Source organism: Serpentinicella sp. ANB-PHB4, assembly GCF_031432315.1.
Taxonomy (GTDB): domain Bacteria; phylum Bacillota; class Clostridia; order Peptostreptococcales; family Natronincolaceae; genus Serpentinicella.
In genome coordinates, this window is record NZ_JAVKGO010000003.1 from 27,260 (window position 1) to 52,771 (window position 25,512).

The 25,512-nt window shown below is 33.9% G+C and carries 23 protein-coding genes; 20 read left to right on the forward strand and 3 right to left on the reverse strand.

What is annotated here, in order from left to right; all coding sequences use genetic code 11:
* Positions 1 to 21 precede the first annotated feature (21 nt).
* Entirely contained in the window at positions 22 to 1,551 is a 1,530-nt protein-coding gene (purH, locus tag RH915_RS03740; RefSeq protein WP_310477978.1) for a bifunctional phosphoribosylaminoimidazolecarboxamide formyltransferase/IMP cyclohydrolase, read from the forward strand.
* Between the two features lie 45 nt (positions 1,552 to 1,596).
* Complete coding sequence (purD, locus tag RH915_RS03745; RefSeq protein WP_310477979.1) at positions 1,597 to 2,850, forward strand: phosphoribosylamine--glycine ligase; 1,254 nt, start codon at positions 1,597 to 1,599, stop codon at positions 2,848 to 2,850.
* Positions 2,851 to 2,912: 62 nt separating this feature from the next.
* Here purD and RH915_RS03750 read toward each other — a convergent pair whose 3' ends face one another.
* Positions 2,913 to 3,128 (reverse strand): hypothetical protein, encoded by a 216-nt coding sequence (locus RH915_RS03750; protein ID WP_310477980.1) that lies wholly within the window; start codon positions 3,126 to 3,128, stop codon positions 2,913 to 2,915.
* Between the two features lie 189 nt (positions 3,129 to 3,317).
* Between RH915_RS03750 and RH915_RS03755 the strand changes: the two genes are divergently transcribed.
* Positions 3,318 to 3,635 carry a YerC/YecD family TrpR-related protein gene (locus RH915_RS03755; protein WP_310477981.1) on the forward strand — a complete coding sequence of 106 codons (318 nt, stop codon included), beginning with the start codon at positions 3,318 to 3,320 and terminating at the stop codon, positions 3,633 to 3,635.
* Positions 3,636 to 3,679: 44 nt separating this feature from the next.
* On the opposite strand, the gene dapG is transcribed toward RH915_RS03755, so the two are convergent.
* Positions 3,680 to 4,885, reverse strand: a complete 1,206-nt coding sequence (gene dapG / locus RH915_RS03760; RefSeq protein ID WP_310477982.1) for an aspartate kinase — start codon at positions 4,883 to 4,885, stop codon at positions 3,680 to 3,682.
* Positions 4,886 to 5,036: 151 nt separating this feature from the next.
* Here dapG and RH915_RS03765 point away from each other — a divergent pair, with 151 nt between their 5' ends.
* The 9 genes from RH915_RS03765 (at position 5,037) to RH915_RS03805 (ending at position 13,945) form a co-directional block, all read left to right on the forward strand.
* Complete coding sequence (locus RH915_RS03765; protein WP_310477983.1) at positions 5,037 to 5,225, forward strand: hypothetical protein; 189 nt, start codon at positions 5,037 to 5,039, stop codon at positions 5,223 to 5,225.
* A 47-nt stretch (positions 5,226 to 5,272) separates the two neighbouring features.
* The gene (locus tag RH915_RS03770) at positions 5,273 to 5,452 is read left to right on the forward strand and encodes a hypothetical protein (RefSeq protein ID WP_310477984.1); all 180 of its coding nucleotides are present in this window, start codon (positions 5,273 to 5,275) and stop codon (positions 5,450 to 5,452) included.
* A gap of 133 nt (positions 5,453 to 5,585) precedes the next feature.
* On the forward strand, positions 5,586 to 7,004 hold the full coding sequence (locus tag RH915_RS03775; protein WP_310477985.1) for a sigma-54 interaction domain-containing protein: 1,419 nt from the start codon (positions 5,586 to 5,588) through the stop codon (positions 7,002 to 7,004).
* Between the two features lie 421 nt (positions 7,005 to 7,425).
* Entirely contained in the window at positions 7,426 to 8,664 is a 1,239-nt protein-coding gene (locus RH915_RS03780; protein WP_310477986.1) for a substrate-binding domain-containing protein, read from the forward strand.
* A 36-nt stretch (positions 8,665 to 8,700) separates the two neighbouring features.
* Complete coding sequence (locus tag RH915_RS03785; RefSeq protein WP_310477987.1) at positions 8,701 to 9,486, forward strand: ABC transporter ATP-binding protein; 786 nt, start codon at positions 8,701 to 8,703, stop codon at positions 9,484 to 9,486.
* Positions 9,455 to 10,168, forward strand: coding sequence for an ABC transporter ATP-binding protein (locus RH915_RS03790; protein ID WP_310477988.1), 714 nt, complete (start codon positions 9,455 to 9,457; stop codon positions 10,166 to 10,168). The genes RH915_RS03785 and RH915_RS03790 overlap by 32 nt, the downstream gene beginning before the upstream one ends.
* Positions 10,169 to 10,229: 61 nt before the next feature.
* The gene (locus tag RH915_RS03795) at positions 10,230 to 11,222 is read left to right on the forward strand and encodes a branched-chain amino acid ABC transporter permease (RefSeq protein WP_310477989.1); all 993 of its coding nucleotides are present in this window, start codon (positions 10,230 to 10,232) and stop codon (positions 11,220 to 11,222) included.
* Positions 11,222 to 12,292 carry a branched-chain amino acid ABC transporter permease gene (locus tag RH915_RS03800; protein ID WP_310477991.1) on the forward strand — a complete coding sequence of 357 codons (1,071 nt, stop codon included), beginning with the start codon at positions 11,222 to 11,224 and terminating at the stop codon, positions 12,290 to 12,292. Before RH915_RS03795 ends, RH915_RS03800 begins: the two co-directional genes overlap by 1 nt.
* Positions 12,293 to 12,511: 219 nt before the next feature.
* Complete coding sequence (locus tag RH915_RS03805; RefSeq protein ID WP_310477993.1) at positions 12,512 to 13,945, forward strand: sigma-54 interaction domain-containing protein; 1,434 nt, start codon at positions 12,512 to 12,514, stop codon at positions 13,943 to 13,945.
* A gap of 41 nt (positions 13,946 to 13,986) precedes the next feature.
* Here RH915_RS03805 and aroF read toward each other — a convergent pair whose 3' ends face one another.
* Positions 13,987 to 14,991: a 3-deoxy-7-phosphoheptulonate synthase gene (gene aroF / locus RH915_RS03810; protein ID WP_310477996.1), complete on the reverse strand. Its 1,005-nt coding sequence runs from the start codon at positions 14,989 to 14,991 to the stop codon at positions 13,987 to 13,989.
* Between the two features lie 475 nt (positions 14,992 to 15,466).
* Between aroF and RH915_RS03815 the strand changes: the two genes are divergently transcribed.
* The 8 genes from RH915_RS03815 to pcrA all read left to right on the forward strand — a co-directional run bounded on the left by RH915_RS03815 (position 15,467) and on the right by pcrA (position 25,405).
* Positions 15,467 to 16,591, forward strand: a complete 1,125-nt coding sequence (locus RH915_RS03815) for a prephenate dehydrogenase (protein ID WP_310477997.1) — start codon at positions 15,467 to 15,469, stop codon at positions 16,589 to 16,591.
* Positions 16,584 to 17,861 carry a 3-phosphoshikimate 1-carboxyvinyltransferase gene (aroA, locus tag RH915_RS03820; protein WP_310477998.1) on the forward strand — a complete coding sequence of 426 codons (1,278 nt, stop codon included), beginning with the start codon at positions 16,584 to 16,586 and terminating at the stop codon, positions 17,859 to 17,861. The genes RH915_RS03815 and aroA overlap by 8 nt, the downstream gene beginning before the upstream one ends.
* Before the next feature lie 12 nt (positions 17,862 to 17,873).
* Positions 17,874 to 18,698 (forward strand): prephenate dehydratase, encoded by an 825-nt coding sequence (gene pheA, locus RH915_RS03825; protein WP_310477999.1) that lies wholly within the window; start codon positions 17,874 to 17,876, stop codon positions 18,696 to 18,698.
* Positions 18,699 to 18,724: 26 nt separating this feature from the next.
* Positions 18,725 to 19,867: a chorismate synthase gene (gene aroC / locus RH915_RS03830; protein ID WP_310478000.1), complete on the forward strand. Its 1,143-nt coding sequence runs from the start codon at positions 18,725 to 18,727 to the stop codon at positions 19,865 to 19,867.
* Positions 19,843 to 20,898 (forward strand): 3-dehydroquinate synthase, encoded by a 1,056-nt coding sequence (gene aroB / locus RH915_RS03835; protein WP_310478003.1) that lies wholly within the window; start codon positions 19,843 to 19,845, stop codon positions 20,896 to 20,898. The genes aroC and aroB overlap by 25 nt, the downstream gene beginning before the upstream one ends.
* A 2-nt stretch (positions 20,899 to 20,900) precedes the next feature.
* The gene (locus tag RH915_RS03840) at positions 20,901 to 21,671 is read left to right on the forward strand and encodes a chorismate mutase (protein ID WP_310478005.1); all 771 of its coding nucleotides are present in this window, start codon (positions 20,901 to 20,903) and stop codon (positions 21,669 to 21,671) included.
* A gap of 93 nt (positions 21,672 to 21,764) precedes the next feature.
* Entirely contained in the window at positions 21,765 to 23,024 is a 1,260-nt protein-coding gene (locus tag RH915_RS03845; RefSeq protein ID WP_310478008.1) for a methyl-accepting chemotaxis protein, read from the forward strand.
* 212 nt (positions 23,025 to 23,236) lie between these two features.
* Positions 23,237 to 25,405, forward strand: a complete 2,169-nt coding sequence (gene pcrA / locus RH915_RS03850; RefSeq protein WP_310478010.1) for a DNA helicase PcrA — start codon at positions 23,237 to 23,239, stop codon at positions 25,403 to 25,405.
* The last annotated feature ends 107 nt before the right edge of the window (positions 25,406 to 25,512 follow it).

Consider the following 25,512-nt stretch of genomic DNA (forward strand, 5'->3'; position numbering starts at 1 on the left):
ATTTTAAAATGAGGTGAAAAAATGATTAAAAGAGCACTAATTAGTGTTTCAGATAAAACAGGTATTGTAGATTTTGCAAAAAAATTATCGGATTTAGGTGTGGAGATTTTATCGACCGGTGGAACTGCAAAATTATTAAGAGATTCGGGGATAGATGCTATAGATGTTTCTGATGTAACAGGGTTTCCTGAGTGCTTAGACGGTAGAGTCAAGACATTACACCCGGTAGTACATGGTGGAATATTGGCAATTAGGGATAATGAAGCCCATATGAAAACATTAAAGGACTTAAATATAGATACAATTGACTTAGTGGTTATTAATTTATATCCTTTTAAAGAAACGGTTTTAAAACCAAATGTTATGCTAGAAGAAGCCATAGAAAACATTGATATAGGTGGACCAACGATGCTAAGGTCCTCAGCTAAAAATTATAAATTTGTCACTGTAGTCACTGATCCTAAAGATTACACGACGGTTATAGATGAAATAAAAGATAATGGGGATACCTTGTATAGTACTCGATACGACCTAGCATTAAAAGTATTTCAACATACAAGTCAGTACGATACATTGATTGCAAATTATTTAGGTAAAGATAAAGAAGTATTTCCTGATATGCTTTCATTAACTTATGAAAAAGCACAAGATTTAAGATACGGTGAAAATCCACATCAAGATGCGGTATTTTATAAAGAAGTTGGAAATCAAAAAGGTACTTTAGTAGACGGTGTGCAGTTACAAGGAAAAGAATTATCCTTTAATAATATTAATGATACAAATGGGGCTTTAGAATTACTTAAGGAATTCGACGAACCTACAGTAGTAGCTGTTAAGCACACAAATCCTTGTGGAGTTGCTTCAGGATTAAATATCTATGATGCATATCAAAAAGCTTATGTTGCAGATCCACTTTCAATTTTTGGTGGCATCGTTGCAGCTAATGATGTTGTGGATGGAAGAGCAGCTGAGGCAATGAAACAAATTTTCTTAGAAGTAATTATAGCGCCAGATTTTACAAAAGAAGCGCTAGAAGTGTTAAGTTCAAAGCCTAATTTAAGGTTAATTAAATTAGAGGATATAAAAGCTAAAAGTGCGCAAACAATGGATCTGAAAAAAGTTGCTGGGGGACTATTAATCCAAAAGTCTAATGATCAACTAATGAATGAAACAAATGTAGCTACAGAAAAAGCACCGAGTGAAAAAGAAATGGAAGATTTACTATTTGCATACAAAATTGTTAAGCATGTTAAATCAAATGCTATTGTAATAGTTAGAAATAAACAAACTTTAGCTGTAGGGCCAGGACAAACAAGTAGAGTTTGGGCACTACAAAATGCAATTAAAAACTCGGAGCATGATCTAGAGGGAAGTGTCCTTGCTTCCGATGCATTTTTTCCATTTAGAGATGCAGTTGATGAAGCAATCAAAGCTGGGGTAAAGGCAATTATTCAACCTGGTGGATCTGTAAGGGATGAAGAATCAATTAATGCTTGTAATGAGGCGGGAGTGTCAATGGTCTTTACAGGTATGAGACACTTCAAACACTAAAATAATACCTTCACGTTATAAAATACATTTTTGGGGGTGTAAGTATTGAAAGTATTAATTGTCGGTAGTGGGGGAAGAGAACACGCCATTGCATGGAAGGTTAGTAAAAGTCCTCTAGTAACAGAAATTTTTTGTGCGCCAGGAAATCCTGGAATTGAAGAGATAGCAAAATGTGTAGAAATAGATGTGGGAAATATAGAAAAGCTTGTAGAATTTTCCCGGGAAATAAACATAGATTTGACGATTGTTGGACCAGAAGTACCTTTAGTGGCTGGAATTGTCGATGCATTCAAAAAAGAAGGATTATCTATTATAGGACCTTCAAAAAAGGCTGCGCAGTTAGAAGGAAGTAAAGCTTTTTCGAAAAACTTTATGGAAAAATATAATATCCCTTCTGCGCGTTACGATGAAGTAGTAACTTATGAAGAGGCATGCCTCGCATTGGATCAATATAGCTATCCAGTTGTAATTAAAGCAGATGGACTAGCAGCAGGAAAAGGTGTGCTTATTTGTGAAAACAGAAAAGAAGCGGAAGCCGGTTTAAAAGATATCTTACTGGATAAAGTTTTTGGAGATGCTGGAAACAAAGTGGTAATCGAAGAATTTTTAGAAGGAATTGAAACATCAATACTTTGTTTTGTGGACAAAGGTAAAATCGTACCAATGGTAAGTAGTCAAGATCACAAAAGAATTTTTGATGGAGATAAGGGGCCAAACACCGGAGGGATGGGCACCTACTCGCCAAACTATGTCTATACTGATGCTATTGCAAGAAAAGTAGATGAAACGATCTTACAACCTACACTAAAAGGAATACAAGATGAAGCTATGGATTATGTTGGAATCTTATTCATTGGTCTTATGATTACGAAGGAAGGACCAAAGGTATTAGAGTACAATGTTAGATTTGGTGATCCTGAGACACAAGTAGTACTTCCAAGACTAGAAACGGATCTTGTAGAGATTTTTCAAGCAATGATAAAAAATGAGCTTTCAAATATCGATATTAAATGGAACGACAAGGCTGCAGTTTGTGTTGTACTAGCTTCTGGAGGGTATCCTGGAAGTTATGAAAAGGGTAAAAAAATTGCAGGTATGGAACAAATGGATCAAGACATTATTGCATTCCATTCAGGGACAAAAACAATAGATGGTGATTTGACGACAAATGGTGGTCGTGTAATGGGTGTCACTGCTATTGCAGATTCCATAAATTCAGCTAAAGAAAAAGCCTATTATAATGTAGAAAAAATTTCTTTTGATGGAAAACAATATAGAAAAGACATTGCAACCGTATAAAATTGAAATGAAAAGGGTGATCTATAGATCACCCTTTTCTACTATATAAAGCAAAAGTGGCATTAGTCACTTTTAAAAATGTTTTTTGAAGAAAGATTACTAAATAGCGACTTAAGTTCTTCACTGTTAAAATGACTTGAATCTAAAGCGTCTTTATCTCTAATCATATCTAAAGGCATAAGATATGCATTCATCATATTTTTTTCAACGATGTTATAGTCCCTTGCATTATAACTTTCATCAATAATATCTTGACCATTTCTAGATGTTTTACTCAAAATAAAACCTCCTTAAACATATTTAATATATAGTATAGTATTAGCAATAAATAAGAAAAATAAATTAGGAAATAATACAAACAATTTAACTAATTAAAGTATGAAAGAGGAAAAGTAAAAGCGATGACGAATAAGTAATTATTAGGTAGTTTTTGATTAAAATGAACAAGAAATTTAGAGGTGAAATGCATGGCTTACGAATCAAAAATTAAAGATAAATTTACTGAATCTTTATTTGAAGCAATTTTACAACTTAGCACAATAGAAGAATGTTATCGTTTTTTTGATGATGTATGTACGATTAAAGAAATACAATCTATTTCTCAACGGCTTGAGGTTGCAAAGCTGCTAAAGCTAGGAAAAACCTACACAGAGATTGAAGAAGATACAGGGGCGAGTGCGGCTACAATTAGCCGGGTCAGTCGTTGCTTACACTATGGTGCAGATGGATACAATTTAATCTTAGAACGTTTAGAAGAAAAAAAAGAAGGTACTAAGGACAAATAAGGGCTGTCTTTAGCACCTTCTTTTTATATCTATCTACAATCACTTTACTTACATAGATCAAATGCATCATGAAGGATATTAACAGCTTTTTGAGCGTGTTCTGTTTTAACCAGACAAGAGATTGTTAAATGAGAATCGGAAGTCTGGTATATTTTAATATTATTTTTACCTAGTGCAGATACTACTTTTGCCATAACGCCAGGTATACCCATCATTCGATTACCAATAATGGTGACTTTACTAAACGCTTTAGAAATTTTATAGTTTAATTGAAGGTTATCTAAAATTTCAATTAAAGAAAATTCTTGTTTACAATCTATCGTAAATATTTTTTTATCTTGTAATAAATTAATCATATCGATACTAATATGATTATTGCTAATAGCCGAGAATAAAGCGACATCTTCAGAAAGTGTATCATTACATAAAACAGTTATTTGTGATATATCATCCTTTTGAGTAATAGCAGTAAGCAACCTATCCTGTTTTAGATAAATTTCCTTTTCTTTTGAATGGATCAAAGTGCCAGGATGGTTTGTCTGGGCATTTTTTATTTTGAGTGGAATATTGCCTTTTTGTGCAAACTCTACAGCCCGGGGATGAATTACTTTTGCACCTTTGTCAGCCATTTGAAAAATCTCGTCATAATTAATAGTACTAATTGTTTTTGCCTTGGAGACAACATTAGGATCAGCTGTCATAATACCATCTACATCCGTATAAATTTCAACTACATTAGCTTTTAGTGCCATGCCTAGGGCTGTAGCAGTAGTATCACTACCTCCTCTTCCTAAGGTGGTGATTTTTTTATCCGTACATATTCCTTGAAAGCCTGTAACCACAACTATATAGTTTTTTTCAAGATACTCATTAATGTATTCTGTATCAATTGAAAGAATATCTGCATTGCTATAATTATTGTCAGTCTTAATTCCTGCTTGAAATCCCATAAGCGGTACAGCGTTATAACCCTTAGACTCTAATTCCGCTGCAAAAGTGACGGCGGAGATCATTTCCCCACAAGACATTAAAAAATCTAATAGTTCCAGACTACAGTTTGGATAATGATCAAGAATCAAACTTCTAAGTGTATCCGTTGCATAAGGCGCACCTTTCCTTCCCATTGCAGATACAACAACTACAACTTGGTTGCCCTTGTTATAACACGCTAATACTTTATCTATAGCCAGCTGTCTTTTTTCAGTAGTAGAAACTGATGTACCTCCAAACTTTTGCACAATAATACTCATAATACCACCACCATTTAAATAATAGTCTGTGTATATTAGCATATGATTTAAAATTAAAATAGTGATAGCTTAACTAAATTCACCATTTAATTGCAATTATCATAGTATATAGTGAGAAAAGATAGAAATTAATTTAAGGAGGGTAAATTTTATGAGTGATTTAGTGAAAAAAGATACTTTGGGTGGATTGTTTGGTGGAAAAAGCAGTTTATTATTCTTTTTCTTGTTGTTAGTTATAATTTTCTGTAACTGTGGCATATTCAGAGGCTCTGGTGACAGCTTGTTATTCTTCTTGTTGTTATTAGTGGTACTATTTAGTGGAAGAGGGTTATGGATTTAATTAAATAAGTTGAAAAAGCTAACAAAGATCAAGAAAGGAGAGAAATTATGACTGACGCATTAAAAAGTATTTTTCATGGATACGATAGTAGTTTACTATTCTTTTTCTTAATTTTAGTTATAATTTTCTGCAACTGTGGTCTATTTGCTGATTCAGGAGATAGTTTATTATTCTTCTTCTTGTTACTAATACTTTTATTTGGTGGAAAGCGACTTTGGACCATATAAATTCAAGTTGAATGGGGCAATTTATATGCCCCATTTTTATTTTTTGAATTGTGTTATTTGTGGACAATATATGATATACTAATACTATTAGAAAATTTATAACTTTATAAATTTAGAAGAGAGGTGTGGTCTGATGAAAAATGATAAAAAAATAAACAATGACAGCAAACAGGAATTAGTTATGGATCAACAAGTTATAACAGTACTTGAAAAAATATTTGACCCTATTCCTGTACCGATTATCATGTTAGATAAAGATACAAAAATCTTATTAATAAATAAAGCTTTTTTGGCGTATTTAAAAGTTGAAAAAGAAGATGCCATTGGAAAAGATGTTATTGAAGTAGATAAAGCATCGAGATTCCCTTATGTGTTACAAAACAAAAAAGAAGAGATTGCCTGGAAACATACCTTTCAAGGTGGCCAAACTGCAATTGTACATAGAATACCTGTATTAAATAATGATGGAAACGTACTGTATGCATTTGGAATGATACTATTCCAAGATATGGAAGAAGTAAGAAGTATGGTAGAAAAAAATAAGATATTAGAGTCGGAATTACATCACTATAAAAAACAGTTGATCAAAATACAAGGAGCCAACTATAAATGGGAAAATATAGTTGGAGAGAGCAAAAACTTAAACCAAGTAAAATATATTGGAAGAAAAGCATCTCAAACGGAATCAACCGTACTTTTAATGGGAGAAAGTGGTACAGGGAAAGAACTGTTTGCTCATTCAATTCATAATGATAGTAAAAGAAGCCCCTATCCTTTTGTTAAATTAAACTGTGCTGCAATCCCCACGGATTTATTAGAGTCAGAACTTTTTGGATACGATGAAGGCGCTTTTACAGGTGCTAAAAAAGGTGGTAAAGTTGGTAAATTTGAATTGGCTAATAAAGGGACCATTTTCTTAGATGAAATTGGGGACATGCCATTAAATATGCAAGCAAAGCTACTAAGGGTACTACAAGATAAAGAAATTGAAAGAGTTGGTGGGAATAAACAAATTAATGTGGACGTTAGAGTAATCGCTGCCACTAACAAAAACCTGGAGGAATTAGTTAAAAAAGGAGAATTTAGAGAAGATCTATACTATAGAATTAATGTAATGGTTATTGAAGTACCTGCATTAAGGGATCGTCTTGATGATATAGAAGCGTTATCGAAAAATCTATTAGAAAAGATATCACAAAGACTTGGAAAGTATGTGATTAAAATTTCCCACGAAGCTATGTCAATACTTAAGCGATATAATTGGCCTGGAAATGTACGTGAATTAGAAAATACCCTAGAGAGGGCAATTAACTTAACTGACGGAGATACAATTACTGTAGATCATCTGCCATATAACATTACAAAAAAAGCACCTAAGACCATTGAAGAGCCAATTCGTGAATTAAATGACATTGTAGCAGATGCTGAAAAAGATGCAATTCTAAGGTGTCTAGAGTATACAAAAGGAAATAAACTAAAAACATCTAAACTATTAAATATATCCCGTTCTAGCTTGTATGATAAAATTGAAAAGTATGGAATAGAAGTTTAAAAAGGAATTATTTCCATTAAAAATCAAAAAGTGTTAGATTTTTTTCGACAAAGCACTTTTGTTAAATAACGCCAAATTAGAAAATTCCAACAATTTGAATGTCGAATAAGTGACCAACTTTACAACAAAATAGAACATGTCTAAAAAATATAGTTGAAATTTTGTTTGATATAGATTACAATGATTACAAAAGAAATAAGATTAAGCAATATACTTATTTCTTTTGTAAGCGGGTTATAAAATTATTGATTATAATAAAAGATTTTTTACTGTGTCTCACATACGTAATAAAAACGTACGGAAAATTGACACAGTGTAAAATTTTGCACATAATCAATTATTGAGTAGACCGACTTACAATGTATTATAACCCAAAGGGTTATAAAATATAAAAAAACAAAAAAATGGGGAGGTTTTTATTTTGAAAAGAAAAGTATTTTCATTAGCACTAGTATTAGTACTAGTAGCTAGCTTATTCCTTGTTGGTTGTGGAGGAGATACAACTGATGCACCAGCACCAGACAATGGAGAGGTAAGTACAGAGCCAATTAAAATTGGTGGATTAACAGCTCTAAGTGGAGTGTTACAAGATTACGGTGAGCAAATGCAAAGAGGTTTTGAATTAGGATTAGAGTACATGACTGATGGAACTAACGAAGTAGCAGGAAGAGAAATTCAAGTAATCTGGGAAGATACACAAACAAACCCAGAGGTTGCTACAGATAGAGCAAGAAAACTTTTAGAAGATGACGATGTTGATATTTTAGTTGGACCAACTGCTTCAGGTAGTGGTTTAGCAATTATGCAATTAGCAGAAGAGTATGAAAGAGTATTAGTTGTTGAGCCAGCGGTTGCAGATGATATTACTGGACCAGACTCAAACAGATTCGTATTTAGAACTGGTAGAAACTCTACTCAAGATGCTTTAGCAATGGCAGCAGTGGTTCTTCACAATGCGCCAGACGGAAAAATTGCAACATTTGCACCAGATACTCAGTTTGGTAGACAAGGGGTTGAGCCTTTTATAGAAGCAATTGAAGCTTCAGAAACAGGAGCTGAAATGGTTGCTGAAGAATATGCACCAGCAGATGCAACAGACTTTACACCGTTTATTACAAGAATCAGAAACTCAGGTGCAGATTACACATTCGTTATCTGGGCTGGAGAAAATGATCCTTGGAGACAATTTACACAACAAGGGTTAAATGAGCATACACAACTTGTTACAGGAGCGCCACAACTTGACGCTTTAAGAAACATGTTAGATTTAGATGGAATGCAAGGATTTACAGTATACTACAACGAAGTTGCAGAAAATCCAGTAAATGAATGGTTAGTTGAAAGACATAAAGAAGAACATGGATCAGTGCCAGATATCTTTACTTCAGGTGGTATGGCAGCAGCAATGGCTATCGTAACTGCTATTGAAAACACGAATGGTTCTGTGGATGCTGAAGACTTAATCCAAGAAATGAGAGGAATGGAATTTGATTCTCCAACAGGAATGAGATACTTCAGAGCAGAAGATCATCAAGCAATGCAACCATTATTTGAGGTTGATTTAGAGCAACGTGAAGGATACGATCATATCGTTCCAACACTAAGAAGAGTTATTCCAGCTGAAGAATTAGAGCCACCAGTAAGAGTAACTCATGACTAAGGGTTAACACAAACTCTAGGGGAGAGGATGTAAGAAATGTCAGAGATAATTTTAAGGACTGAAAACCTAGGCATCGCTTTTGGTGCCCATAAAGCAGTAAACGATGTTACTATTGGAATCGAAAAAGGCAAGTTTACAACGATACTTGGGCCTAACGGTGCTGGGAAAACAACATTCTTTAATTTAGTAAGTGGACTCCTTACCCCAACTACAGGAAAGATCTTTTTCAAGGGGACAGACGTAACAAGTCTGTCCCCTATTGAAAGAGTATCCTTAGGTATGGGTAGATCCTTCCAACTTACAAATGTATTTCCAACACTAACAGCTTATGAAAATGTTAGACTAGCAGCGCAGTCATACGAAAAAGTTGGTTTTAAAATATTTACAAACCACAATAAATTCTCTAAAGTAAACGAGAAAACGGAAGAAATTCTAGAACGTGTGCTTTTACACAATAAAAAAGATGAGTTAGCATCAAACCTTACTCATGGTGAGCAAAGAAAACTTGAGTTAGGTATGGTATTAGCACTAGATCCTGAAGTACTACTATTAGATGAGCCTACTGCAGGTATGGCTATCGAGGAAGTACCAGCAATGATAGACATTTTAAAGAAAACCCATACAGCTGGGACAACTATTGTTCTAATTGAGCATAAGATGGACATGGTTAAAATGCTATCAGATAGGTTATCAATATTAGTTAATGGCGCGCTAATTGCTGATGGAGACCCAGACACAGTTTCTAAAAATCCAGAGGTTCTAGCAGCTTACTTGGGAGGAGGCGTAATCGATGCAGAAGCCACATTCGCTTCTAAAGGTTGAGGACGTAGTATCATATATCGGACCATACACCATTCTACACGGTGCATCAGTTGATATTAAGCAAGGTGAAGCAGTTGTTATATTAGGGAGAAACGGTGCTGGTAAAACAACACTATTAAAAACGATTGTAGGACTAGTAAATACCCGTAGCGGATCAATTACTTTTGATGGCAAGTCAATCGTAGGTATGCCAACCTATGATATTATAAAAGAAGGTATTGCCTTAGTACCAGAGGATTATGGTACATTTAACATGCTAACAGTAGAAGAGAACTTACGATTAGCCATGCTTAAAGAAGACGGTGAAAGTAAAGATAGACTAGATTATGTATTAGACCTATTTCCTGACTTAAAGATAGCATACAAAAGATTGTCTAAGACCCTAAGTGGTGGACAACGTCAGATGTTATCAATTGGAAGATCTTTAGTTAACGAAAACAAAGCTATTCTTATAGATGAGCCGAGTAAGGGACTTGCACCTGTAGTTATCGAAAGAGTTGCACTAGCTTTACAAGAAATCAAAAAGCATACAACGGTTGTATTAGTAGAGCAGAACTTTGCATTAGCAAGTGCGGTGGGGGAGCGATACTATATTGTAAGTGAAGGACAAACCGTTGCAAATGGACAAGTAGAAGATTTAGTAAAAGACAAAGAATTACAAGCAGCACATCTTGGAATTTAATTTATTAAATTCGTTTAGTTTTTAAATATAGAATCTCTAGATAGATATAAAGGAGGATTTTATGGGTGCTATATTAACATTATTAATTAATGGACTTGCACAAGGGGCGCTTATTTTCCTAATGGCCTCTGGACTATCCATTATCCTTGGTATGATGGGAGTTATTAACTTTGCCCATGGAACACTGTTCCTTTGGGGTGGATACTCCTATGTATGGGCCTACTATGTAATATGGAACAGGGTTGCACAAGCCAGATTTCCAGATGCATATGCAATAGGACAATGGGGCGGATCTGTTGTAAGGGTTGATAGAATAGCTCTTCCGAGCGGTCAAGCTCTACCATTTCACTTAGATTTATTAATATTTTTAGCAGCGCTTATCATTGCTGTAGCAATTGTATTTTTTATAGGTATGATTTTTGAGAAATTATTTATAAACAAAGTTTATAATAATGCTCCTGCACAAATTCTTGTTACATTAGGGCTACAAGTTATTTTCACAGATGTTGCAAGATTTTTCTTTGGTACAGAGGGGATTCAAATTGTACCTCCTAACTTCTTAAACGGAACAACAAGACTATGGGGTGGAACCATTGTGCATTACAACATTTTTGTAATACTTGTTGGATTAGCTGTCGCTTTAATAATTCATAGAATTATTACAAAATCAAGAATTGGTATGGTTATCCGTGCTGGTCTTCAAAGTCCAGAACATGTTAAGGCTATCGGTATTAACATAAGAAGATACTTTACGTATATCTTTGCTGTTGGAGCAGGACTTGCTGCACTAGGTGGAGCATTATACATGCCATTCGTTGGTGCTGTTACTTCAACTGCTGGAATGAACAATCAGATTCTTGCCTTTATCGTTATCGTTGTAGGCGGACTGGGAAGCTTCTTAGGTTCAGCTTTTGGTAGTGTGTTTATTGGACTAATGACAGTAGTTATTTCATTATTTGTGCCTGCACTATCGGTTGTTGCAAACGTTTTAGTTATGGCATTAGTATTAGTATTTAAACCTAATGGTTTATTCGGAATGGCGGTGAATAACTAATGGGGAAAGCAAAAGTTAAAGTAAACGCAGCAGATATGATCGGAAGTAAAAAAATGTCGCCTGTTCAAATAGGAGCATTATTAGCTTTAATTGCAACTTTTGTTGCACTTCCATTCTTTATAGGAAACACAACGATAGTATTAGTTTGTCGTATATTTATTCTTGGTGTATACGGTATGAGTTATGATATCCTAAGGGGTTATACAGGGATTATTAACTTAGGCCAGGCTTCTTTCTTCGGGTCAGGAGTATACATTGGTGTACTTGCTTTAAGAAGAGAAGCGGATATGCTACACTTTATTGTAGCACTACTTGGCGCAACTGTATTTTGTCTTTTAGTCGGATTCTTATACAGTAAGATTGTATTGCTTACCGGTGGCGTTGTACCAGGTGCCATGATTACCCTTGCTTTAGCTGAGATTGTAAGAAACTTAGCTGAAAGATGGTATACTGTTACTGGTGGACAAGATGGACTTAGTTTAAGAGCATCAAGCTTAGCAATAAACTTTACCTCCGCGTCAATAAGACTTGGTGGAAGAGATAAATTAATAGGGCTATACCTATTTACCTTTGTATTCTTAATTGTGATGACACTAGTGTTAAGACAATTCGTTATGTCACCAACTGGAAGAGTTTTAATGGCAATTCGTGAAAATGATCAAAGAGCAAAGTTCTTAGGTTATAACACAGACCATTATAAAACAATTGCATTCTTAGTATCAGCAGTAGCATCAGGACTTGCAGGTGTATTCTTCTCAATTGTAGTACGTTTTGCAGGAACTGACTATCTAAGTATTCAAACTACCTTAGATGCCCTACTAATGACATTAGTTGGAGGAACAGGAACATTATACGGTGCTATAATTGGTAGTGGGCTTGTAACATATTTACAAAACCTATTACTAAACTTAGCAAGAGAGTACTCAGATTTCAGACTTTTAAGATTCCCAATGATTTTTATTGGATCAATTTACGTAGCAATCGTAATGTTTATGCCATCCGGTATTATGGGTGGAGTGTATAAATTACAAGCGATGCGTAAACTTAAAAAATCTCAAGCCAATAAATAATTAGCGTATTTTATAAAGGCACCTAATAACATTGTTATTAGGTGTTTTTTATATAGTAAGAAAGTTTTTTTACTGCATATAAAACGAAAGGACATTGCTGTAGAAGAAAAAGTAGCCTTTTATAAGGAATGTGCAGTAGGTGTTTTAAAATATATTAAAGTTTACTTGAATACAATACTATGATAATGTAATTCTATATTGTGAAAGGAGGTCTTCCAAATGGTTCTTGATAAAACACAACTCAATGAAGAAAATATATCTTCAATATTTGCGTCAATGACAAGACTTCTATTTGATCAGCTACCTGTTCCAATCAACTTTGTTGACGCAGACGGACGAGTTATCGCTATAAATAAAGCTTTTCTTGAGTTTCTTAATATAGATTTAGAAGATATACATCAAAAACGTATTGCTGATATTGACCCGACTGTTCGCCTTCCAGTTGTTATAAAAACAGGAAAAGCAGAACTGGGACAACGGCATAAGTTTAAAGATGGCAGAGAAGTGATTGTTCATAGAATACCAATATTTTATGAAGATAAAATAATTGGTGGCGTTGGGATTATATTAATTGATGATCTAAGTTATTTTTATAAACAAGCAATTGAAACAGACAAACTTAAAGAGTTAGAAACAATCAAAATTAGTAGAGCGAAAGATATTTATAAAGCTAAATATAATTTTGATCACATTTTAACTGCTTCAGAATTAAAAAAGCAGTGTAAACGTCGTGCAAAAAATTATAGTGCTACAGATATGACAGTACTAATCACTGGAGAAAGTGGTGTCGGAAAAGAATTATTTGCTCATTCTATTCATCAAGAAAGCAAACGAAACCAAGGACCTTTTATTACTGTTAACTGTGCTGCGATCCCAGAATCTTTATTGGAGTCAGAACTTTTTGGCTATTCCCAAGGGGCATTTACAGGGGCAAAAAAAACTGGGCAACAAGGTAAATTTGAACTTGCAAATGGAGGAACTATATTTCTAGATGAGATTGGTGAAATGCCTTTAAATACCCAAGCGAAAATATTAAGAGTTTTACAAGAAAAGGAAGTTAGAAGAATTGGTGATAGCAAAAACATACCTTTAGATATTAGAGTTATTGCTGCCACAAATGCCAAATTAGAAAATGCGATTACAGAAGGAAAATTCAGATCAGACTTATATTATCGTCTGAATGTCTTAAATTTAGAGATACCAGGATTAAGAGAAACACCTGAAGATATTCCCTTACTAATTAACCACTTTACTACCCTTATGTTTCAAGAGTTTGGATTGTACAAAAAATTCCCTAAAAAAGTTGTAGAATTGCTGCAAGCTTATGAATGGCCGGGTAATGTACGTGAACTAAAAAATATCGTCGAGAGAATGACTGTAAACGCGGAAAATAATGAAGTAAGTAGATCCGATGTCCCTAAGTATGTTATGGCGCATAAAAGCGTATCTAACTTAAATAATAAGAAAGATTACGCCCAAGACGAAGTTGGGAGTTTGAAGGAGACGTTGTATAATGTTGAAAAAAACATTATTTTAGATACACTTAAATCTTGTAAATATAATAAAGCAAAAACAGCCAACAAACTCGGGATACCGAGGATGACATTATATAGAAAATTAAAAAGTTATGGAATAGAAGATAAAAATGAATAATGCATTTTACTAGTAGGGCGAATATGATCGCCCTACTAATATTAGTTTACTACCTTTGAAATTTCATTTATTGCTTTCATCATGTGGTCAAAACGTTTAGGTTTTAAAGATTGAGATCCATCGGATAATGCTTGCTCAGGTTCATGATGAACTTCAATCATAAGACCGTGTGCCCCAACAGCTATAGCTGCCTTTGCAAGGGGTTCTACCAGTGCCCATTTACCACAAGCATGACTTGGGTCAACGATAATAGGCAAATGACTTAACTCTTTAATGGCAGGCACTGCACTTAAATCTAATGTATTACGAGTATGGGTTTCAAAGGTTCGAATACCCCTTTCGCATAAAATAACTTGACTATTCCCTTCAGACATAATATACTCCGCAGACATTAAAAACTCTTCGATTGTTGCACTTAATCCTCTTTTAAGTATAATTGGCTTTTTACTTCGTCCAGCCCGCTTTAACAATGGGAAATTTTGCATATTTCTAGCGCCTATTTGTAGCACATCAGCATAAGATTCTACTAGATCAAAAGTATCTGTATCCATCACCTCAGTGACAATTGGTAATCCAGTTTCCTCCTTTGCTTTTTGTAATAATTTTAAGCCTTCCTCACCTAGACCTTGGAAACTATATGGAGAAGTTCTAGGTTTAAATGCGCCTCCCCTTAACATGGTTGCACCACTAGATTTTACAGCCTTTGCAATCGTCAATAGTTGTTCTTCATTTTCAACGGAACAAGGTCCTGCTATAACACAAGGTGTGTTCTGGCCGACTTCTACATTTCCTATCTTTATTATTGTATCCTCTGGATGGAACATTCTTCCCGCTAATTTAAAGGGCTGTTGTACCCGAATAACACGATCAACAAATTCGTTTGCTAATATTTGACTTTCAGTAAAACGGCTAGTATCACCGACCAAGCCTAAAAGACAGTAATTAGCCCCCTCTGACCTATGTACTTGACACCCTAAATCAGTCATTTTTTTCTCTATCCTCTCGATTACTTCATTTGGTGCATTTGCTTTCATTACAATTACCATAATATTACCTCCTTAAAGTATTTTATATAATTTTTGAAAATTTATAAATAAGGAAAGTGATAATTTCCTTAAATAATTTAAAATAAAAAAAGAGGACTCTTTTTTCTAAGAGTCCTCTTTTATCCTAAAATATAAATTAAGTTAATAGGAATGAAGTATAGGCGTTAAGTTTCTTAGAAAGAAAGAACTATTATTTTTCAATGTAAAGTAACCAGCGCTAAAAAAGCCCCAGTAAAAGTTAAAATAATAGCTATTTATTTGAATGTTTTTTCCAAGATTCTTTAACATGTAGATCACCTTTTTGTAAGATAAGATTTTTATAAAGTATATATTAAAAGAGTGTGTATGTCAATGATATTTTCAGAAATTTTAGTAAATTCAAATAAAATAAAGTATATATGCTTGACATATAAAAATGCATCGGTTAAAGTATGTAAAAAAGCGGAAATACAATGGCAAGTAAGGAGAACTATTTATGAAAAATATAAAAGCGATCGGTATAGTAGGTATGGGTTTAATAGGTGGATCCATAGCTATGGCATTAAAAAATTCAGATTTTTGTGGCGACATAATAGGAATGGATGTAAATAATGATTATATAAAGACTGCAAAAGAGATGGAAATAATAGATGAGGCAGTAACCAGCATGCAAGATTTAGTTGATAAATCAGACTTATTATTTATTGCAACACCAATTAATCATTATAAGCCTTTATTTCTTGAACTAGGTCCACTTATTGAAAAGGATAAGCATATAATTATTACTGATGTAGGCAGCGTAAAAGGCTATGTACAGCAATTAGCCCAAACATTTTTACCTAAAAGTACACAATTTATAGGTGGCCATCCAATGGCAGGATCAGAAAGATCCGGGTTCAATGCAGGAAATCCATTTCTTTTTGAAAATGCTTATTACTTTTTAACGCCAGCAGATGATATATCAGAAAAAACACTTTCTACTATGAAAGAACTCATTTCAAAGCTGGGTGCGTATCCAGTAATTACTGATGCAGAAAAACACGATAAAATTGTTGCCCGCATTAGCCATACACCCCATTTACTTGCTGTTATTTTATCTAATCTTATAGATATGGATAAAGGGATGTCATGTTTACCCTTTGTTGGAGGAGGATTTAGAGATACGACAAGAATTGCTGCAGGGAATCCAGAAATGTGGAAAGCAATTTTTATGGGAAACAAGCAAGAATTAATGAAAGGGATAGATGACTGTATGAATCAATTAACTGAAGTGAAACAGTTGTTGTTAGATGGGGAAGAAGAAAAAATTAGTGATCTATTAGAACGGGCAAAGTTTATTCGGGATTGTATCCCTAAATATAGAAAAGATTACATACCTCCATTATATGAGATGCACATAGGCGTAGAAGACAAGCCCGGTGTTCTTGGAGAACTTACTAAATTACTTGGCCAACATAATATAAATATAAAGGATATTGAGATTGTTCATGCAAGAGCAGATACACAAGGAGCCATAAAAGTAAGCTTTGAAGGATTACATCAACTGCAAAAGGCCCATAGGGTGTTAAAGGAATCCAACTACAAATTAACTTATATGAGAGAGGATAATGAAAATGCTTAGAACAACAAAAGTAGATAAGGTCAATGGAAAGATATCTGTTCCCGGTGATAAATCAATATCTCATAGAGCAATTATGATTGGTAGTATAAGTAAAGGGAAAAGTAAAATTCAAAATTTCTTAATGGGTGATGACTGTTTAAGTACGATTAATTGTTTTAGAAAAATGGGTATAACCATTGATATAAAAGAAAACATTGTAGAAGTCAATGGTAGAGGACACTACGGTTTAAAAGAACCAGAGGATATATTAGATGCAGGAAATTCTGGAACGACAATGAGACTAATGAGTGGTATATTATCTGGTCAGTCTTTTACATCAGTTATAACCGGTGACGCATCACTGAGAAAAAGGCCCATGGACCGTATTGCAATCCCTTTAAGAAAAATGGGTGCACAAATAGAAGGGCGTCAAGGAGGTAGGTTAGCTCCCTTAATCATTAAAGGAGTGGACCTAAATGGTATTAAATATATATCTCCAGTATCGAGTGCACAGGTAAAATCAGCTGTACTACTGGCAGGACTTTACGCCCAAGGAGAAACGACTGTTTACGAAAGTATAAAATCAAGAGATCATACGGAGCGAATGCTAAAATACTTTGGCGGAAACCTGGAAGAAACATCGGAATTTGTAACGGTTAAACCTTCGGATTTAACTGGACAGAATGTACATATTCCAGGGGATATTTCTTCCGCAGCATTTTTTATAGCTGCTGCTGCAGCAATGCCAGGTTCTGAACTTATTATTGAAAACGTAGGTATAAATCCTACTAGAGATGGTATTATCGCAGTGCTGAAAGATATGGGAGCTAAAATTGATATTGAAGATATTAAGGATAATGGTGGGGAAACAGTTGGAAACATAAGAATAATCGGAAGTAAACTACATGGTACTACTATAACAGCAGATATTATTCCAAGATTAATTGATGAAATACCAATCTTAGCTGTAATTGCTGCAGTTGCAGATGGGATTACAACCATTACGGGAGCTGAGGAATTAAAAGTGAAGGAATCAAATCGTATTTCGACAATGGTAACGGAGATGAAGAAATTAGGAATAGAAGTTAAAGAATTAGAAGATGGAATGGAAATAAAAGGAAACAACAAAATTACCGGTGCCACTGTTGAAAGCTATGGAGATCATCGTATAGCTATGTCAATGGCAATTGCAGGTCTTTTTTCAGAGGATACTGTAACAATTAACGGGAGTGAGTGTATAAATGTATCTTTCCCTAATTTTGAAAAAATATTAAAGGAAATTGTAAAGTAGAGGGTGAAAATTTTGAAGAAAGTAGGATACTTAGGACCATCGGGATCATATAGCCATCTGGTAGCTAAGCATTTAGATCATAAAACAGAATTAATAGGTTTAGCTTCCTTTTACGAAATTTTTGAAGCCCTTGAGACAGAGAAAATAGATATAGGCGTGCTACCAATTGAAAACTCAACAGAAGGGGCCGTTACACCCGTAATGGATGCCTTAATTAATATGAAAGATTGTAAGATTATTAGTGAAATGACCATATCTATTAAACACACATTGTTAAGTACAGCGGAAAATATTAAGAATATAAAATATGTATTATCCCACCCTCAAGCTCTAGAGCAGTGTAGAGAGTTTCTAAAAACTAAGGTACCATATGCAAAGCTGATCCCATGTGAGAGTACATCAAAAGCTTGTTTGCTTGCAAAAGAAAATGGTGCTGATTATAGCGCTATTGCTAATCAATTTGCAGGAGAAATTTATCAATTAAATCAGATACAAATAAATTTACAGGACAATGCACTGAATCAGACTCGTTTTATTGTACTGGGAAAAGAAGAAAAATTACCAACAGGGCAGGATAAAACATCCATTATTTTTTCGCTATATGATGATCGTCCCGGGGGCCTATTTGAAATTCTGAAGTTATTTGCAGATAAAAATATAAATTTAACGAGAATAGAGTCTCGCCCTGCAAAAATGGAGATTGGAAAATATTTATTTTATATTGATTTATTAGGACATGCATCAGAAACGGAAATTGCTTCTATATTTAATAGCATTCAAGACAAAACAAAAACTTTTAAAATACTCGGTTCTTATCCAATTGGACCAAATTTATAAAATAAAATGATAAGCAGGTGATATATATGTTAAGGCTGTTAACTGCAGGTGAATCCCACGGGAAGTGTTTAACAGGGATTATAGAAGGGTGTCCATCAAATTTTGAAATTGACATTGAAAAAATTAATATGGACTTAGCCCGAAGACAAAAAGGTTATGGTAGAGGCGGACGAATGAAGATAGAAAAAGATAAAATAGAAATACTATCTGGTATTAGAGGTGGAAAAACCCTAGGAAGTCCTATTGCCTTTACAATTAAAAATAAGGACTATGAAAACTGGGAAAGTTTTATGAATCCAGTAGACGTGGATGAGATAACTAAAAAAGTAACCCAGGGTAGACCAGGTCATGCAGACATTAGCGGATCTGTAAAATACAATTTTACTGATGTAAGGAACGTTTTAGAACGTAGTAGTGCTAGAGAAACTGCAACAAGAGTGGCTGTAGGAAGTATTGCAAAACAGTTGATGGAAGTATTTAATATTAAAGTATATAGTCACGTTGTTGCTTTAGGTAGGGCTAATTTAGATGACCCTGTTTATGATGTCGACACAATAAAAAATGCAGACCGATCAGAAGTAAGATGCATAGATAAAGATATTGAAAAGGAAATGATTCATGAAATTAACCTCGCAAAAGAAAAGGGTAATTCCCTTGGTGGAATTTTTGAAATACATATTACAGGTGTACCTGTTGGTTTAGGAAGCTATGTCCATTGGGATAGAAAATTAGATGCTAAACTAAGCTATGCATTAATGAGCATACAGGGCATAAAAGGTGTTGAGATAGGATATGGGTTTGAAAATGCCTGTTTGTCAGGTTCAGATGTTCATGATGAGGTGTTCTACAATAGTGAAAGAGGCTATTATAGGGAGACGAATAGAGCAGGAGGGATAGAAGGGGGCATGTCAAATGGTGAAAACATTATTATCAGATGTGCTATGAAGCCAATACCAACCCTTTATCAGCCTTTGAACACAGTTGATATAGAGACGAAAGAATCCGTAACTGCATCAATAGAAAGAAGTGACACTTGTGCTGTACCAGCAGCATCTATAGTAGGAGAAATGGTTGCTATGACAGTTATTGCCCAAACGTTTCTTGAAAAATTTGGTGGAGATCACATAAAGGAGATTAAGAAAAGATGGATAGACTGTACATCAATTTAGGAAGAAAAAGTTATTGGATAAATATAACCGACAATTTAATAGATGGAATTGTTAAAAATATAGGCCACGGTGATAGATGGATCATTATAACAGATGAAAATGTGGATAAACTTTATGGCAGATCAGTGATGGATGCGCTAAAGGGAAAAACAGTACAAAAGTATGTGATCAAGCCCGGTGAAGCATCTAAAACCATTAGTACAGTTACTGAAATTATTTCTTATATGCTTGAGAATAAAATGACAAGAAAGTCAAAGTTAATTGCCTTAGGTGGCGGTGTAGTAGGAGATATCGCCGGCTTTTGTGCATCTATATATATGCGAGGTATGGAATGGGTACAAATTCCGACTACCCTATTAGCACAAATAGATAGTAGTGTGGGTGGAAAAACTGGCGTAAATATGCCCCAAGCAAAAAATATTGTCGGAACCTATAGCCAGCCTAAAAGTGTGATCATTGAATTAAACGTACTGAATACTTTAGATAGAAAAGAGTTAATTAGTGGGATTGGTGAGGTCATTAAATATGGCGTAATATATGATCACCCCTTCCTTAATTATATTGTAGAAAATTACGATAAGATAATGAAGCTAGATCATGATACCATGAGGTATGTTATTAAAAAATGTTGTGAAATCAAAGCCTATATTATATCAAAGGATGAAAGAGAAGAAGGTTTAAGAAAAATACTCAACTTTGGACATACCATAGGACATGCACTAGAAGCCATAACAAATTATAAAAAATATACCCATGGTGAAGCTGTATTAATAGGTATGTTTTATGAAGCGAAGATGGCACTAAACATGAATTTAATTGATAAAAGCTATTTTATTGATATAACCACTGCTATAAATAAAACCAATATTAACTTGGATATATCTGAGTATAGTAAGGAGAAGCTGATAGAAATTATGGCCCACGATAAAAAAAATCTAAAGGATAAAATATCCTTTATTTTACCTTGTGATAAAGGAAAAGTAAAAGAATTGTTACTCTCAAAAGAAGAGATAGAATGGGATGAGGTGTAATATTGAAGGCGTTAGATGAAATAAGAAAAGAAATTTCACAAATAGATTCCCAGCTAGTTAATTTAATAGAAAAAAGAATGCACTTAGCAATTGGCGTAGCGGAAATTAAAAAGGAAAATAAGTTGCCTATTTATCACCCAAATAGAGAAAAAGAAGTAATGAAATTGGCAACAGATCAGTTAGCAGATAAAAAATTATCTGGACTTATTCAGGCAATTTTCAATGAGATATTTACGAAAAGTAGAGCCCTGCAAGGAGAAAAATTATTTCCATATAACATCGTGCTAGTTGGATTTATGGGTACAGGTAAATCCTCTGTTGGACAACATATCGCTAAGTTATTATCTTTGGATTTTATAGATACAGATAGATTAATAGAAGAAAGAGAAAACATGTCTATAAAAGAAATTTTTAATACCCATGGAGAAGCTTATTTTAGAAGGTTAGAAAAAATGGTTATAAAAGATGTAAGCCAAGATAAAAACAAAGTAATATCCTGCGGTGGTGGCGTAGTGATCGACCAAGAGAACGTTGAAATATTAAAAGAAAAAGGAAGAATAATTTTACTAGAGGCAACAGCAGATACGATTAAAGCCCGAGTAGATAAAAATAATGATAGACCTTTATTAAGTGAATCCCCAAATTTAGAAGAAATACAAAAAAAGTTGGACGATAGAAAGGCATATTATAGACAATCAGCAGATATTACAATAAACACTGATTGTAAGAGCATTGATGAAATATGCCAAGAAATGCTAGAGGAACTTTTATAAAGAACAAGTTATCTGACAATTTTTATACCAAATTCTCAAAAACAATGATATAATTACATAAATACATTTATGTTAAATTCTGGGGGGATACGTATGAAGAAGTTTACAAATAGCATGAGACTAGGGATAACTGTGTTTTTTATCATTTCAAATGCTTTATTAATTGGATTAAGCTTAGTTTTAGAAGCTAATACGGACAATAACAAATTGTTAGTTTTCGGAATGAGTGTTATTTTTGCTATTATCGTATCGACATTTTTTGCAAATTACATTTTAAAACCTATTCATAAACTAAATGATTTAATTGATAAAACAGCTACCCTAGATTTCAGAGAAGACTATGTAGATGAACAATTACTAGGATATAAAAATGAAATAGGGCAAATGGCTGTAGGAATAAAAGGGTTAAGAAAATCTTTTAAAGGGATGGCAGAAAATATTGTAGATCAAAGTGGCGTTTTACAAGGAAATTCTGATATGCTTTCAAATAGCATGGAAGAAACTGCTGCATCTATTGAAGAAATTTCAAAAGCCATAGAAGATTTGGCAAGTGGTGCCTCAGATCAAGCAAAGGAAGCAAATGAAAGTACAAATAAACTTGGGGCGTTAAACAACAAAATTAATGAGTTAGTTGATAATGTAAACACAATGAATCAATTAGCAGAGGACTCAAAAAAGGTCAATGAAAAGTCTACATCAACAATGAGAGATTTACAAGAAAATTTCCAAACGAACAATGAAGTTTCAGCAAGAGTAGCCCAAAATATAAACAACTTATCAACAAAGTCACAGTCAATTGGACAAATCGTTGGTGTAATCCACTCTATCGCGGAGCAGACAAACCTGTTAGCACTAAACGCAGCAATTGAAGCCGCAAGAGCAGGAGATGCGGGTAAAGGATTTGCTGTTGTAGCAGAGGAAGTTAGACAGCTTGCAGAGCAGACTTCTTCATCAACACAGGAAATTGAGAAAATTACGTCAGAAATTCAAAATGAAATTCAGATAACGACAAACAGTATTGAAGACTCAAAAATAGCAATGGAACGAGCAGACAGAGCAACAGGGGATGTTTCCGCTGCTTTTACTGAGAATACAGAAGTAATATCAAAAATAGCAGATCAAATTGAAAACCTTATTAATCACATTGATAGCGTAAGCAAGTATAAAGATGCTGTTACAACTTCTATACAAAGTATTGCCATGGTAACTGAGCAATCTTCAGCATCAACGCAACAAGTGTCTGCATCTGTAGAAGAACAATCCGCAACGATAGAAGAAATAAGACAAAAATCATTAGAGTTGAAAGAAATTGCAAAAGAACTTAAAGAAAGTATTAGTGTATTTAAAATATAACTATTAATCAGATTGAAAAAGAGGTGTGACAAGCTAATGTCTAAAAGTACTTTAGATACAGCAGTCACATCTCTTTATTTATTTGTAACATCCTTCATTGATTCAGCCTATGAAATAGGGTAACATATAATATAGACAAAAATACTTTTAAGAATATAATCATATAATTCTCAATTTGCAAAAGGAAATAAAAACGGTTAGGAGCGAACGATATGAATTTAAATCATTTAAATGGTTGCCAAAAAGAAGCAGTTCTTCATACAGAGGGACCATTGTTAGTTTTAGCAGGGGCAGGGTCCGGAAAAACAAGAGTTTTAACCCATAGAATTGCTTATTTAATAAAAGAAAAAGGGATCTCTCCTTATAATATACTTGCTATTACTTTTACAAATAAAGCTGCTAGAGAAATGAAGGAAAGAATAGATGCATTGTTGGGATTTGAGGATAGATCACTGTGGGTGAGCACCTTCCACTCAACCTGTGTAAGAATACTTAGAATGGAGATCGAAAAATTAGGATACAATAAAAACTTTGTAATTTACGATGCTTCAGATCAACAAGTGGTAATAAAAGCGTGTTTAAAAAAGCTTAATATAAATGAAAAAACTTTCGATCCAAGAGGAGTATTATCTGCAATAGGTAAAGCAAAAGATCAATTAATAACTCCAGAGGAATATAAAAAATCCTATGTAGAAGATTTTTGGACGGAAAAAATTGCAGAAATATACGGTATGTATCAAAAAGAACTAAAAAGTAATAATGCTTTAGATTTTGATGATCTTATTATGAAAACAGTACAATTGTTTGAGCAATTTCCTTTAGTGTTAGAGTACTACCACAATAAATTTAAGTATATTTTAGTAGATGAGTTTCAAGATACCAATATGGCTCAGTACACATTAGTTAGCTTACTGTCTAAATCCCATCAAAATCTATGTGTTGTTGGAGATGACGATCAATCCATTTATGGGTGGAGAGGTGCAGATATATCTAATATCCTAGGATTTGAAAAGGATTTTCCAAAAGCAGAGGTTATTAAATTAGAAGAAAATTATCGTTCTACAAAAAAGATTCTAGATGCAGCGAATCATGTTGTAGCTAGAAATGAAGGAAGAAAAGACAAAAACCTATGGACTGGAAATGATGAAGGAGAAATTATAGGATATTATTGTGCAGATAACGAGTATGATGAGTCTAGATTTATTGCCTATACACTAGAAAAACTTATGAGGCAAGAAAATCGATCCTATAAAGATTTCGCTATACTATATAGGACCAATGCCCAATCCCGAGTACTAGAGGATGGATTAATGAAATCTGGTATTCCTTATAGAATGTATGGGGGAACACGATTCTTCGAAAGAAAAGAAATAAAAGATATTATTGCATACTTAATTGTAATAGAAAACTCTGTGGATGATTTAAGTGTTAGAAGGGTTATTAACGTTCCTAAAAGAGGAATAGGAGCGAAGGCAATAGAGCGATTAGAAGCTTATGCAGAATCGACAGGTGAAAGCTTTTTTCATGCACTAGTTAACGCTGATGAAGTACCAGGTTTAAGTGCATCACAACGAAAAAATATTAAAGGGTTTACCCAAATGATACTTGAATTACAAGATCAAAAGGACGAGTTAACGATTACAGAAATAACAGATTATATTTATGAAAAAAGCGGATATATAGAATCTTTATTGCAAGATGGCACAGTAGAATCCCAAAGTAGAGTAGAAAACTTAGAAGAGTTTAAATCTCTTACTCTAGAGTTTGATAAAAATTCAGAAGAAAAGACCTTAGATGCCTTTCTAGCTAAAAATGCACTAGAGTCTGCTACGGATTCAATGGATGATGAAGATAACGCAGTCGTTCTTATGACCCTACATAGTGCAAAGGGTCTAGAGTTCCCTGTAGTCTTTATACCAGGAATGGAGGAAAACATTTTCCCATCCCCAATGTCATTAAAAGAGAATAATGAAGAAGAAGAACGTAGATTATGTTATGTTGGGATAACTAGAGCAATGCAAAGACTATACATGACCCATACAAAAATGAGAACACTATATGGAAGAACACAGTATAATAGTTTATCTAGATTTGTTAATGAGATACCTAATGATCTTATAGATAGACCGGAGTTATATAATAGAAAAAAACAGGTACAAGCTATGAAATTATCTCCTGTGTTTAAAGGACAAATGGTGCATAATGATAAACCTGTACAAAAAGATAAAACCAAAGTTTTAAGTGGTTCAAAGGTAAAACATCCGAGTTTTGGAATAGGTACCGTTGTAGCAACCAATGGTAGCATCGTGACCATCGCTTTTGATGGAGCTGGGGTTAAAAAGATTGACACAGCCTTTATTCCATTAACTACAATAGAGTAGTTAATAATGCTTTTAAATCAGGAAATTGCATAATTAAATTTTGTCAAAGGGATATAAAGAATATGCCTTTCCTGCTTCGAATTTGTCGACTTGTTTTATGATGTAAA

What these genes read in the sequence shown, in the direction of transcription:
- RH915_RS03755 (WP_310477981.1), top strand. Translation starts at nt 3,318, where the DNA reads ATGGCTTACGAATCAAAAATTAAAGATAAATTTACTGAATCTTTATTT.
- aroB (WP_310478003.1), top strand. Translation starts at nt 19,843, where the DNA reads ATGGATAGACTGTACATCAATTTAGGAAGAAAAAGTTATTGGATAAAT.
- RH915_RS03845 (WP_310478008.1), top strand. Translation starts at nt 21,765, where the DNA reads ATGAAGAAGTTTACAAATAGCATGAGACTAGGGATAACTGTGTTTTTT.
- purH (WP_310477978.1), top strand. Translation starts at nt 22, where the DNA reads ATGATTAAAAGAGCACTAATTAGTGTTTCAGATAAAACAGGTATTGTA.
- pcrA (WP_310478010.1), top strand. Translation starts at nt 23,237, where the DNA reads ATGAATTTAAATCATTTAAATGGTTGCCAAAAAGAAGCAGTTCTTCAT.
- RH915_RS03800 (WP_310477991.1), top strand. Translation starts at nt 11,222, where the DNA reads ATGGGGAAAGCAAAAGTTAAAGTAAACGCAGCAGATATGATCGGAAGT.
- RH915_RS03775 (WP_310477985.1), top strand. Translation starts at nt 5,586, where the DNA reads ATGAAAAATGATAAAAAAATAAACAATGACAGCAAACAGGAATTAGTT.
- RH915_RS03770 (WP_310477984.1), top strand. Translation starts at nt 5,273, where the DNA reads ATGACTGACGCATTAAAAAGTATTTTTCATGGATACGATAGTAGTTTA.
- aroA (WP_310477998.1), top strand. Translation starts at nt 16,584, where the DNA reads ATGCTTAGAACAACAAAAGTAGATAAGGTCAATGGAAAGATATCTGTT.
- RH915_RS03790 (WP_310477988.1), top strand. Translation starts at nt 9,455, where the DNA reads ATGCAGAAGCCACATTCGCTTCTAAAGGTTGAGGACGTAGTATCATAT.
- RH915_RS03765 (WP_310477983.1), top strand. Translation starts at nt 5,037, where the DNA reads ATGAGTGATTTAGTGAAAAAAGATACTTTGGGTGGATTGTTTGGTGGA.
- RH915_RS03795 (WP_310477989.1), top strand. Translation starts at nt 10,230, where the DNA reads ATGGGTGCTATATTAACATTATTAATTAATGGACTTGCACAAGGGGCG.
- aroC (WP_310478000.1), top strand. Translation starts at nt 18,725, where the DNA reads ATGTTAAGGCTGTTAACTGCAGGTGAATCCCACGGGAAGTGTTTAACA.
- RH915_RS03805 (WP_310477993.1), top strand. Translation starts at nt 12,512, where the DNA reads ATGGTTCTTGATAAAACACAACTCAATGAAGAAAATATATCTTCAATA.
- aroF (WP_310477996.1), bottom strand. Translation starts at nt 14,991, where the DNA reads ATGGTAATTGTAATGAAAGCAAATGCACCAAATGAAGTAATCGAGAGG.
- dapG (WP_310477982.1), bottom strand. Translation starts at nt 4,885, where the DNA reads ATGAGTATTATTGTGCAAAAGTTTGGAGGTACATCAGTTTCTACTACT.
- RH915_RS03785 (WP_310477987.1), top strand. Translation starts at nt 8,701, where the DNA reads ATGTCAGAGATAATTTTAAGGACTGAAAACCTAGGCATCGCTTTTGGT.
- RH915_RS03815 (WP_310477997.1), top strand. Translation starts at nt 15,467, where the DNA reads ATGAAAAATATAAAAGCGATCGGTATAGTAGGTATGGGTTTAATAGGT.